Here is a 12,850-nt window from a genome sequence, read left to right as displayed (position 1 = left end):
TCAAGGTTAACTTTACTCCGGTACTTATTAACGATACAAATCAACATAAAAAAGAAGCATGCAAAACTTAAAAGGTAAAAAAGCTATAATCACAGGAGGCGGCAGAGGATTAGGAAAGGCAACTGCTATCGCTTTCGCGAAAGAAGGAATTTATGTAGCTATTACTGGTAGAACTGAAGATGTAATGAAAGAAACCGTTGCAGAATTAGAATCTTTAGGTGTTAATGCGCTGTACTCCGTTTTTGATGTAAGCAATTATGACGAAGTTAAAAGCAGTGTCAAAGAGATTATCGACAAATTAGGTTCCGTAGATATTTTGGTGAACAATGCAGGAATTGCAGCGTTTGGTACTTTTAATGAAATGGAAGTGACCCAGTGGAGTCAGATTATACAAACAAATCTTATGGGAATGTATTACATGACTAAAGAAGTATTACCGCACTTAATAGAAAAGAATGAAGGTGATATTATAAATGTGGCCTCTACAGCTGGATTAGTTGCAAATGCCAACACTTCTGCCTATTCTGCATCTAAATTTGCGGTGGTAGGAATGTCTGAAGCATTAATGAAAGAAGTTCGTAAAGACAATATAAGAGTTTGTACACTTACACCTAGCACAATAGCATCTGACATGTCTGTAGAGTTAGGAATAGCCGACAAAGACTCTGAAGACAGCGTTTTACAACCAGAAGATTTTGCCGAGCTGATTGTTGCTGGATTAAAACTCCCCAGAAGAGCCATGCTCAAAACAGCTTCTTTGTGGTCAACAAATCCATAATTAGTAATTTACACTAGGCCAACGATCCCATCATTTTTTGAAATCAATTAGCGAACCCTGTATTTCATTTTAAAAACAATTTAAACATTACCAACATGGAAGAATACACAAAAATTTACGCAGGATCATCAATAACCATCAGCAGATTAGCAGATTTATTAGATCAGGAAAATATCTCTTCCATTATAAAAGACAATGTAGAATCAGGAAGGCTGGCTGGATTTGGAACTTCAGGAGATAGCGTTGATTTGTATGTATTAAATACACATCTCCCCAAGGCAGAAAAAGTGCTTTCCAATTTTGAATCGGCGGAATAAATCTGGATTAATCAGATGAAGATTTAATTATTGATCTCAACCTTACCGTTACAGATTCTGCCGCAATAAAGAAACTTGTAAACTCTCACACTCAATAGCGATGATTGTCTGAACTTCAAAGGTTTTGGTTCAGTTACTCCATCGTTCAATCGTTTTTGCTGGTGGTCGTTTTGAATATTTAGGGATGTAGAATCGTAAACGCTAATAGTGGTTATAATGAACGTTGTTACTAGCATTCCAGATGAATAAGCCTCCAAGCCGCAAAACCAATCCTTGGAAACCCTAAAGCCTCATCTTGCGGATAAAGCATTTCAATAACCACTACTTTTGTGAGATGAAAAAAAAAGTTGCTATTATTGGTGGGGGAACATCTGCATTATTTTTAGCCGCTTTTTTAGATGCTGAAAAATTTGAGGTTACCATTTACGAGAAAAATAAAACAGCTGGGCGTAAATTTTTGGTTGCTGGTAAAGGAGGTTTCAATTTAACCCATTCAGAACCTATAGGTACTTTTATTGATCGTTTCACACCAAACGATTTTTTAAACAAAGCAATATCGGCATTTACCAATTCAGATTTTAGAAATTGGCTTAGTCAGATAGGTATCAAAACATATATAGGAAGTAGTAAAAGGGTGTTTCCTACAAAAGGCACTAAACCTATAGAAGTCCTCAACGCCATTCTTAGTTTTCTAAAAGACAAAGGAACCGTTATGAAGTATGAACACACATTTTCTGATTGGGATCAGTATAACAACCCTATAATAAATCAAGAGAGTGTGAAAGCCGATTATACCGTATTTTCCTTAGGAGGGGCCAGCTGGAAAGTTACAGGATCAGATGGCAGCTGGCTAAATGTTTTTTCTAAAATTGGAGTTCAAACAAAAGCTTTCAAAGCTTCAAACTGTGGTCATCAGGTTGACTGGGATCCTCAATTCATCAACAAACATGAAGGAGCTCCATTAAAAAACATAGCTATTTATTGTGATAACATCGAGCAAAAAGGAGAAGCAACAATAACAAAGCAGGGACTAGAAGGGAATACCTTGTACGGCCTGAGTCCTAAAATAAGAAAACAGCTATCGACAAATTCAAAAGCGACTGTTTTTATCGATTTCAAACCTTCACTCACTTTAGAGGAAGTTCAAGCAAAAATAAAATTATCCTCGCATAGAACTACTACTGATACATTAAAAAAGGAGCTAAAACTAAGTGTTCCTCAAATTGACTTATTAAAAACATATCTGACTAAAGATTCCTACTTGAATATCGAATTATTAGCTAATAATATTAAGAGGTTTAAACTGGACATTGTAGGTACAGTCAATAAGGATGAAGCTATTTCCACGGTGGGAGGAATAGATTTAAGTGCTATTTCTGAAAATTTTGAATTGAAAAAATTATCGAATCAATTTTGTATTGGCGAGATGCTGGATTGGGATGCTCCTACCGGTGGTTATTTGATACAAGCTTGCGCTAGCAGTGGGGTTTATCTTGCAAATCATTTGAACGAAAGAAAGTAGATTGTTAATTATCAAATTTCATATTATTATCTAATTTATAATAGAGAATCAATCGTTCGTTAACTAAGGATATAGCACAGCCTAACATTTTCCATATTAAAAAGATCCTATCACAGACAAAAAATAGCTTTCTTCTATTCATGCTTTCTTTCTATTCTCAAATTGAAGTGATTCCTTTTAGTATTAAACATATAAATTTTAAATTTTTAAGGGCTTAGACTAATAGCTATGAATATTTCATAATTACACTTTCTGTTCAAGTGAATAAAGAGATTTGGTTTTAAATTAACAGGGAATAGCCACTGTTTTTCCACTAGATCTAATAGTTTTAAGGAAACTGCTTCAATACATCATTTTTGAATTTGTGAACTGTGAACTTTCCTAGAAATAATTAAATATTAATTTTCTTGGAGCTATAGAAAACTACAATAAAACATAATATGAAAAACATAGACAATCCAGAAAATCTTGAACAATGTCCTTTCCGCGGTACGCGAGTCGGTGGCGCCATGGGATCGGCTCCAAGCACCGATGACTGGTGGCCCAATCGTTTGCAAGTTGATTTATTGCATCAGGAACAGCCAGCTTCAAACCCATTGAGTGATGAGGATTATAAGAAAGAATTCAATAATCTGGATTATGATCAATTAAAAAAAGAGATTAAAGCGCTACTCGTAGATTCTAAAGACTGGTGGCCAGCAGATTATAACAATTATGGTCCACAAATGATCCGTATGGCCTGGCATTCTGCCGGATCCTATCGTATTGCTGACGGTCGCGGTGGCGCGGCACAAGCAATGCAGCGCTTTGCTCCCATCAATTCCTGGTGGGACAATGGAAATACAGATAAATCCAGACGGTTGTTATGGCCTATCAAGAAAAAATACGGAACCGCACTCTCGTGGGCAGACCTGATCATTCTCGCTGGAAACTGTTCGCTTGAAATCATGAATTTCCCAACTTATGGTTTTGCCGGTGGCCGTCGCGATGCTTGGGAACCAGACCGTAGCACGTACTGGGGACCCGAGTTTTGGGATGGAAAACCATTTGATGAATCCATGACAGCTGGCGATCGCAAAGGCCATCCTGAAGAAATGGTGAATGAAAACCTGCGATGGGTAGGCGGGCTTAAAGAGAAATACCACGATCTAGAAAACCCGCTGGCCGCAACGCATTCCAACTTGATTTATGTAAATCCTGAAGGACCAGGCGGGAATATGGATCCCCAGGATTCTGCGCGGCACATACGGGAATCCTTCAAGCGCATGGCGATGGGTGATGAAGAAACGGTGGCCTTGATTGCTGGCGGTCATGCTTTTGGTAAAAGTCACGGGATGGTAAATTCTGATAAAATAGGTGCCGCTCCGGAAGCTGCATCCATTGAAGCGCAGGGTTTTGGATGGCATAATCCGGTAGGCACAGGAAATGCAGAATTCACGAGTACCAACGGTATTGAAGGTTCATGGACGCCCAACCCTACCGAATGGGACAATGATTATCTAAAAAATCTTTTCAAATTTGAATGGGAGCAAAAAGTCAGTCCGGCTGGCGCTTCACAGTGGACACCTATTAATCGCAACGCCCCTAAAACGCCAGATGCGCATATTGATGGCAAAATGGACGATCTCATGATGATGACCTCTGACATTGCGTTGAAGGTAGATCCAGAATACCGCAAGGTGTGTGAAAAATTCATGAATGATTTTGATTATTTCACAGACGCTTTCGCGAAAGCGTGGTACAAATTAACCCACCGGGACATGGGACCTAAAGACCGCTACCTAGGCCCAGAAGTACCTAAAGAAGATCTATTATGGCAAGATCCAGTTCCTGTTTGTAATCATGAGTTAATTAATGATCAAGACATTGCCGATTTAAAAAGCCAAATCCATGAAACTAATCTGACGGTATCAGCATTAGTAAACGCAGCATGGTCATCAGCGGCAATTTACCGACATTCTGATAAACGTGGTGGTGCAAATGGCGCTCGTATCGCTTTAGAACCTCAAAACAGCTGGGAAATGAACCGCCCAGCAGAATTGAATGAAGTCCTTCATAAGCTTAAAGAAATCCAGGGCAGCTTCAATGGAAAGCAATCTGGTGACAAGCAGGTTTCCCTAGCAGATTTGGTTGTTCTCGGTGGTTGCGCCGCCATAGAAATGGCCGCTAACGATGCCGGTACTCCCGTTAAAGTTCCCTTTACACCAGGACGAACGGATACCACGCAGGACTTGACAGATGTAGAAAGTTTTGACTGGCTCAAACCCGTTTCTGACGGATTCAAAAACTACCATAATTCAAAAGTTGGATACCGCGTTTCTTCTGAAAGAATCTTTCTGGACAGAGCGCAGCTCTTAAACTTAAACGCTCCAGAATGGACGGTATTGACCGGAGGCCTGCGGGTTCTGGATCAGAATTTTGATCACTCCAAGCATGGCGTATTTACAAAACGGCCCGGACAGTTGACCAACGATTTTTTCCAAGTGCTGACCAGCATGGATTATGAATGGGTTCCTAAAAGCTCGAGTAAATTGCTATTTGACATCAAAAGTCGTGCAGATGGGCAAACTAAATATACCGCAACACGCTGTGATCTGATTTTTGGTTCTAACGCACAACTGCGCAACATCGCAGAGGTTTATGGCGCTGAAAATGCTCAGGATCGGTTTGTACGGGATTTTGTTGCGGCATGGGATAAAGTGATGATGCACGACCGCTATGACGTGAAAGACGACTAAAGCAACTTTCTAAGATCTTTTGAAAAATGCCCGTCTTCTTTAAGAAGATGGGCATTTTACTTGATTATATATTTTGTGATACTCTGAAGTTGTGGCATAATAAAATCAGCAATTTCAATAACAAATTTGCTTTTAACACAGGGAACACAGAGTGCTGAATGTTTTAGATGATATTAAGCGGTGCATTAAATTTGAGTCAGATATCTGCTAGGCAGCTACATTTAATAATATGCAGTCGAAACTCAATTTATTATTTTTAAAAATGCCTGCGCTCGTGCGGGACAATTGTTCAAGATCCTTCACATCAATAAACAAATGAAAACTCTAAATTTATAAGTTTGCTTTCTTTGACTTTGGATTGTACATCACGATTATTTGTATCACTATGGCAAGAAAAACCAAAAGGTATATTTCCATTTGAGTAAATAGTTCTACCGTATCTAAAGCTTTTTTACTGATCGACATTTGCCTTCTTCCTTCATTAAGTTGAATTTTTGAAAGGTCGTACAAGTCTTGTTTTATATCGGTTATTTGAGTTGATAATTTATCTGTAGTTATAAATCCAGAAGCAATAAAAGAAGATTCTGATTTCTCTACTTGGTCAAAATTATATTTGAGACTCTCAAATACTTCTGTTTCTTTTCTAGTCAGTTTTGTTTGTTCAAACTGTTCAATATATCGTTGGATATCATTGTTAATTACCCGATTTTCCTCTTTAAAAAACGCTTCGTTTGTTGTGGCTACCGCTAGCTCTTTTTCTTGAACCAACTTGGTCATTTCAAAAATCAAATCATTTGCAATAAGCCGATCTTCATAAATGGTCTCTACTGAGTCCTTCACTCTAACAAAATTATTTCTATCAATGAGATTCGTAGTAATGATCAGGACGAAAACCATGAGAATTCCTAGAACCCATTTTATTTTATTGTAAAAGGCCATATTTGATTATATTAAAACATGTAGTTCTAGCAAATATAAACTATACGACCTGAAAACACGATCCATAATCCTTAGCTACAAAGGATTCCAAGAAGTTTTCTCAATTTAAAATATGCTGATTTCTAAAATAAATGCGGGTCAGAACACCAAGAAAATAATATGAACTATGTCTATTCCGCTATTAGATAATTCATAAACTGTCAGACTCGACTCAATCTAAAAAATATTGACATCATGACTTATTAAAAAGCTGCGAGTTCAATCCTCATTAACCAAAGCACTTGATCCTTTTGATGAAATATTTCTCAGACATACGGTTATTCCATTGACTCAGCTAACATTTTCATAAATTCACCTGCTTTTGCAGGCTCTAACCATCTTGTAACAATGACTAGATCATTTTTACGATCCACCACAATAAAATTACCACCGAATCCGGCTGCATAAAAAACATCATCTCCCACTCCATTCCAGTGTCGTGGACCTTGCTCGTTGAGCCACCACATAAATCCATAATTAGGATTAGGTTTTGAAGCGGTTGTTGCCGCGTTAATCCAGTCTTTAGAAATCAGCTGTTCATTTTTCCATTCCCCATTATTCAAAAATAGCAAGCCAAAACGAGCCATATCCGCTGTGTTTATGAATAGTCCTGCACCACTGTGACCACCACCTGTAACGCTCTTCATTTGAAGTCCGTCAATTTCTACCCATGCTTTATCATAACCATGCCAGCGCCATGTTGACGACGCTCCTATTTTATCCATTATTTGTTCTTTTAACACCTGAGGTAATGGTTTGCGTAAAACATTTAATAAGCTATATGCCAGAATATTGACCCTAACGTCGTTATATTCCATAACCGTTCCAGGCTCTACAGGTGCGGCATACTGCCAGTCATCAACGTCACCTTTGCTCGGTGGTCTGTCTGCCCAATCTTTCCCGCCAAATAGAGTTCCCTGCCATGCGCTATTTTGCTGTAATAGTTGGCTCCAGGTAATCTTTGAATTATGCTTTCCATCAAAAGTTCCATCCCATACATAAGGTGCAACTTTATCATTTACGTCTGCAATTAACCCCTGATCTACAGCAATTCCCGCCATTGTGGATAGGAAACTCTTGGTTACAGAAAAGGTCATGTCGACACGTTGTACATCTCCCCATTGTGCAACTAATTTTCCTCTTTTGAGAATCATTCCAGCGGGTCCACCGCGTTTTTTCGTAGGACCTAAGATTTCGTGAAATGGTTCACTTTTGAAACCTTCTAAAATGGCGATTCTCAAATCCCGAGAGCCTGAATATTCATTCGCTTTCGCGAAAGCGATGGCCTCCTCCATACTCTTACTATTTATACCAGCATCAGCCGTTGAAATAGTTTGCCAATTTGCATTGCGTTCAGGAAAGTAAAAATTCTGAGCATTTACGGTCAGAACTGAAATCAAAAACAATAATAAAGAAGTGGTTTTCATAGTTTTAAAAATAAGCGTTACCAGTGGATATAACACTATTAGTATGATAATTAGAATCTTAATACCTGCATATAAATACATAAATTTGCGCCATGATTAAAGAGATACAATTGCGTGTGACATTGCCTGAGGAAGAACAGGATCCAGACATGGCTAGAAGAGCAGCAGCTTACTTAGGGGAGGATTTTTCTAAGATAACTGGCGTGGTTGTTTTAAGAAAGTCCATTGATGCACGTAAAAAAGTTGTCGTATTTAATTACAAACTAGCGGTTTACATTAATGAGCCGTTACCGCAGGAGTCTGATTATCAATTTGATTACAAAGATGTTTCAAGTGGTCGTCAGGTACATATAATAGGTTTTGGCCCTGCAGGAATGTATGCTGCACTGCGCTGTATAGAATTAGGCTACAAGCCTATCGTTCTAGAACGAGGTAAAGATGTACAGAAACGCCGTCGTGATATTAAAGCCATCAATCAAGATCATATTGTTGATACAGATTCCAATTACTGTTTTGGTGAGGGTGGCGCTGGAACATATAGTGATGGTAAGTTATATACCCGCAGTTTGAAGCGTGGTGATGTGCGCAGGATTTTCGAAAACCTAGTTTTTCATGGTGCCACAAATGAAATTCTTGTAGATGCGCACCCACATATAGGCACGAATAAACTGCCTAAAATCATCCAAAATATCCGGGAGACCATACTTAAATATGGAGGTGAGATTCATTTTGAAACTAAGGTGACCGACTTTGAATTAAAAAACGATAAGATAACAGCCATCATTCTAGATGATCAACGTGAAATGACCGTGGAGCGCGTGATTCTGGCAACAGGCCATTCCGCTCGTGATATTTTCTATTTACTTGATAAAAAGAAAATTGCCATTGAAGCAAAATCATTTGCAATGGGAGTTCGCGTGGAGCATCCACAACAGATAATTGATTCTATACAATACAATTGTTCGGGTGATCGCAATGAGTTATTACCAGCAGCGGCTTACAGCCTTGTCCAACAAATAAAAGGCCGTGGCGTCTATTCTTTCTGTATGTGTCCTGGTGGATTTATTGTTCCAGCTGCCACAGAAGATGGTGAGGTCGTGGTCAACGGAATGTCACCTTCCAGAAGAAATAATAAGTTTGCCAACAGCGGAATTGTCGTAGAAATCAATGCCGACGAGGATCTTCGATCCTTTACTCAATATGGAGCACTAGCAGGTCTAGAATTTCAAAAGAGCCTAGAACGCACCGCATTCACTGCTGGTGGAAGATCCCAGACCGCCCCAGCACAGCGTCTAACTGATTTTATAGACGGTAAATTATCGCCTAATTTGAACGAAAGTTCTTATCAGCCAGGATTATTAAGTGCTCCACTTCACAGCTTGCTTCCAAAACTGTTAGGCAGCAGATTGCGCAAAGGATTTGAGGCTTTTGGTCAGAAAATGCATGGTTACAATACCAACGAAGCAAATATTGTGGGTGTAGAATCGAGAACCTCCTCTCCCGTTAAAATTCCAAGAAATGATACTTTAGAACACCCGCAAATCAAGAACCTTTTCCCATGTGGTGAAGGTGGTGGCTACGCGGGAGGTATAGTAAGTGCAGCAATGGATGGGGAAAGATGTGCAGAGGCTGCTGTTGGTGGACTTTAGCTATGGAACGTTTTTAATTTTTTCACCTTGAATTGGTGAGTAGTCTTTCTTGATTATATTGTCAACCATTATTTCTTTAAAGTAGGATTTTATCCCTGTTGCAGTGCTCTCGTTGAGAGCATCCTGAATGTGAAAATGTAAATGTGGTTCTGAAGAATTTCCTGAATTTCCACAAAGTCCTAAAACATCCCCTGCAACAACCTTCTGTCCCTGCTTGACTTTGATGGAGTTCCTTTTTAAATGGGCGAAATAGATATACTCACCACTTTCGGTTTTCAAGACGACAGCATTTCCTAAAGAGTCAACCGTATTCATTTGTCCAGGAATATTGTCCTCGATTCCATCTGTAGCTACAACTACGGTCCCATTAGTTGGTGCTATTAACTCCTTACCAAAAGCATAGTAATCTTCATTGGTAGTTCCATCAGATTTATAGGATCTCCCATTCTCATCTGTAATAACCAAATCAAATGCATTTTTTTGAGCAATACTTTTTACATGATAGTTCAAGGCCGCCGTGTCGCCACCCCAAACAACCGTCCATTCATCATTGAATGGAAGAATTAGCGTTGAAGTATTGCGAGCTGAAATGGATACGATGTCACTTTTATAAGGCTCTAAGAGAAGACCATTGATTTTGGAATCGCCATCCGTAGAAATGTTAATAATAAATATCCCTTTCTCGAAGGTTGTTTTGTAAGAAGCAAATGATCCTCTCACATAACTTGTAAATTCTCGTTCTTTTATTTTACTTAGTTGAGCCTTAAAACTAGTCAGAAAATTGATCGCTTTTTCTTTTGGAAGTACCGTTTGCATCTCGGTTGAAAACATTTCAAAGATTCCAGTAAAATCTTCGGTATTGAATTTTTGTTCAAAAATTGCTGATATTTTTCTATCCACACCTGTCTCTAACTGTCCAAAACTTTGATGACAACTAAATATTAAGAGCAGTAAAACGATTGTGTTCTTCATGATTACAGAGATTGGTTTTTTTTCTTTTTAAATTTTAGCTACATCCCACAGCTCCCTATAGGGCTTCCATCAGGAATTACCTGTACCGGAACCTCCGTAATTGTTTCAGGATGCTCCATGGCGTTTTTGATCATTTCGTTCAAAGAAATATCGATGTAATCTTTAGAACCTGTAAGTCTTCTCTGGATTCCCGCTATTTGTTCTTTTACTTCTGATTTGACTAAGACATTTAATCGGCTGGAATTATTTGCTATTAGCAATTTATTCAAGTACAATTCTTTCAATCGTTGCTGGATCATTTGTTCGTAGTCGTTTGAAGTTCTGTTGTCAAATATAGTTTCGGTTAGTTCCTCCATTAAGTCATTTAATTCTAAATTCTGACCATAGATTCCTTGCTGTGCTATTCTATTCAATCGTGTAGCGTTAAGCATAAAGTCAAGAGTCACTTCAGCGCTGGTAACTGCAGCAGAAACAGGATCAAAAGCAACACCTGTTTGAGATTTAAAACTCTCCCGATCGCGATTGTAGCCGTAGGAACGAGGAGGAAATAATTTCAATAATTCCTGCGGTATTGTTAATTGCTCCACTTTTAAAGTTGCCAGTAATGCGTCCATTGCAGCTTCTTGTTCTTTCTTAGAAACATAGGTAAATTGAGAATCTCCTTTCAATGCATAGGAATAACGCATACCGCCCAACATTTTTGATGCTGCTTCCACCTGATATCTATGTGAGAAATAAACGGGAACAAAAACATCTTCTAAAACACTGAGCGGCTGTCCGTCGGGAATGTTATCTAAACCAAATTGCTGCATCGCCACTTGACGAACTTCCAGCATTTTTTCTAATTCCTCCACCGCATTGCTCCCACCGTCCCATAAATGAGCATCTGCGTGAGCGCCGCTGGCTGTTCTTGCATCACTATCAGTTATAAATTGGAGGTTTTGATCGCTAGCCGATTTGATGATGCTCTCTAAAAACATTTTTTCAGAAACCCCATCTGGTGCACTTCCATACGAGTATTGTACGGCTAGTTTATCCCATTTTCCCATTCCTGTATCATAGGCATCTGACAGTAATATCTTCCCATTCACAAGATCATATTTAGGGTGCGGGTAATCCATGACACTAGCACGGTCGCTCACGCTAGCTGCAAAGTTATGTGCAAATCCTAACGTGTGTCCTATCTCATGAGCTCCCAACTGGCGAATTCTAGCCAAAGCCATTTTAAGCATTTCAGGAGATTCTTGACCGTTTGCAAAAGGCGCTTCAAGCATTCCTTGAGCAAGCAAATAATCCTGTCTTATACGCAAACTTCCCAGGCTCACATGACCCTTGATAATCTCGCCGGTTCTAGGGTCTGTAATGCTACCGCCATAACTCCAGCCGCGTGTACTGCGGTGCACCCACTGGATGACATTGAAACGACTGTCCATGGGATCTGCATCTTCTGGTAACATTTTAACCTGGAAGGCATTGATGAATCCAGCACTTTCATAAGCTTCATTCCACCAACTCGCTCCTTCTAGCAGCGCACTGCGCACCGGTTCTGGTGTTCCACGATCTAGGTAATAAATGATAGGCTCCACCGCTTCACTCATCGCAGCTTGTGGATTTTTTTTAATAAGACGGTGACGCGTGATCCAGCGCTTTTCCATAGGTGAACCTATCGGGCTGCTGTAATCCATATAACTGGTGTAGAACGAACCAGATCTGGGATGGAATTCTCGTGTTTCAAAACCATTATCTGGCAACTCTACAAAGCTGTGGTGCTGGATGACAGATATTGACCCTGCATCTGGCGCCACGCTTCTTACATCGCTGCCTTTTGCTTCTCCTGTAAAAGTTAGTAATGCTTCAAACTCTACATTTTTGGGGAATGTCTTTGTATTTTCTAACCACAAGGCACTACGCGTTTTGTCAATTTTATAGGTTCCCTGATCTCTATCTTTCAAGCGTTTTGCAACTCCGTGGGCATCCTCCATGAGAAATGTAGATAGGTCAATGCGATATACATCTTTATCGGCATCACTTTTTTTGGCGTCCTTTTTATCTTCTATGATATCAAATCCATAGAGTACAGATCGAGCAAAAGCTTGTTCGATAGACTTTTTTTCTTCGACATTATCTGTGATAGCGCGGTACTTCTGATTGGGTTGTACCAGTAATAATTTATTTCCTGCCTTTACCCATTTCACGACTACGCCATCTCCCAATTGACCTCGATCCAGCCCTATATCATTGGAACCTAAACCTGTGGATAACGAGTGTACGTATAAGAATTCTGTGTCAAGTTCTTTCACCTCGAGTATTATCGTTCCTTTGCTGTCATCATAAGAAAAGTTGAAAAATCCCTCAAATTGTTGCAGATTCTGTGGGGATTGCGCTTTCGCGAAAGCGAAACAAAAAACAAGTAAATAAAAAGGCAGAGTTGGTTTGATTTTCATAATTTTATGCAAAGCATCTAAAATA

The 12,850-nt window shown here is 39.3% G+C and carries 9 protein-coding genes; 5 read left to right on the top strand and 4 right to left on the bottom strand.

Going from position 1 to position 12,850, the window contains the following annotated elements:
• The first annotated feature begins 58 nt into the window (after positions 1–58).
• The 4 genes from IQ282_RS13880 to katG all read left to right on the top strand — a co-directional run bounded on the left by IQ282_RS13880 (position 59) and on the right by katG (position 5,355).
• Complete coding sequence (locus tag IQ282_RS13880; RefSeq protein WP_194852471.1) at positions 59–778, top strand: 3-ketoacyl-ACP reductase; 720 nt, start codon at positions 59–61, stop codon at positions 776–778.
• A 95-nt stretch (positions 779–873) separates the two neighbouring features.
• On the top strand, positions 874–1,095 hold the full coding sequence (locus IQ282_RS13875) for a putative signal transducing protein (RefSeq protein ID WP_194852470.1): 222 nt from the start codon (positions 874–876) through the stop codon (positions 1,093–1,095).
• Positions 1,096–1,429: 334 nt separating this feature from the next.
• A complete protein-coding gene (locus IQ282_RS13870; RefSeq protein ID WP_194852469.1) occupies positions 1,430–2,617 on the top strand; it encodes a BaiN/RdsA family NAD(P)/FAD-dependent oxidoreductase in 1,188 nt (395 codons plus the stop codon).
• A 440-nt stretch (positions 2,618–3,057) separates the two neighbouring features.
• Positions 3,058–5,355, top strand: a complete 2,298-nt coding sequence (gene katG / locus IQ282_RS13865) for a catalase/peroxidase HPI (RefSeq protein ID WP_194852468.1) — start codon at positions 3,058–3,060, stop codon at positions 5,353–5,355.
• Between the two features lie 330 nt (positions 5,356–5,685).
• Here the strand turns inward: katG and IQ282_RS13860 are convergent, their stop codons facing one another.
• Together IQ282_RS13860 and IQ282_RS13855 are read right to left on the bottom strand one after the other, a co-directional pair.
• Positions 5,686–6,294, bottom strand: a complete 609-nt coding sequence (locus IQ282_RS13860; RefSeq protein WP_194852467.1) for an MCP four helix bundle domain-containing protein — start codon at positions 6,292–6,294, stop codon at positions 5,686–5,688.
• Between the two features lie 317 nt (positions 6,295–6,611).
• Positions 6,612–7,760 carry a serine hydrolase domain-containing protein gene (locus IQ282_RS13855; RefSeq protein ID WP_194852466.1) on the bottom strand — a complete coding sequence of 383 codons (1,149 nt, stop codon included), beginning with the start codon at positions 7,758–7,760 and terminating at the stop codon, positions 6,612–6,614.
• A gap of 92 nt (positions 7,761–7,852) precedes the next feature.
• Between IQ282_RS13855 and IQ282_RS13850 the strand changes: the two genes are divergently transcribed.
• Entirely contained in the window at positions 7,853–9,409 is a 1,557-nt protein-coding gene (locus tag IQ282_RS13850) for an NAD(P)/FAD-dependent oxidoreductase (protein ID WP_194852465.1), read from the top strand.
• Here IQ282_RS13850 and IQ282_RS13845 read toward each other — a convergent pair whose 3' ends face one another.
• Together IQ282_RS13845 and IQ282_RS13840 are read right to left on the bottom strand one after the other, a co-directional pair.
• Positions 9,410–10,381 carry a peptidoglycan DD-metalloendopeptidase family protein gene (locus IQ282_RS13845; protein WP_194852464.1) on the bottom strand — a complete coding sequence of 324 codons (972 nt, stop codon included), beginning with the start codon at positions 10,379–10,381 and terminating at the stop codon, positions 9,410–9,412.
• A 38-nt stretch (positions 10,382–10,419) separates the two neighbouring features.
• Positions 10,420–12,825, bottom strand: a complete 2,406-nt coding sequence (locus IQ282_RS13840; protein ID WP_194852463.1) for a zinc-dependent metalloprotease — start codon at positions 12,823–12,825, stop codon at positions 10,420–10,422.
• Positions 12,826–12,850: the final 25 nt, after the last annotated feature.

The organism is Nonlabens antarcticus (assembly GCF_015356755.1).
Classification (GTDB): domain Bacteria; phylum Bacteroidota; class Bacteroidia; order Flavobacteriales; family Flavobacteriaceae; genus Nonlabens; species Nonlabens antarcticus.
This window is presented reverse-complemented; position numbering and strand designations above follow the sequence as displayed.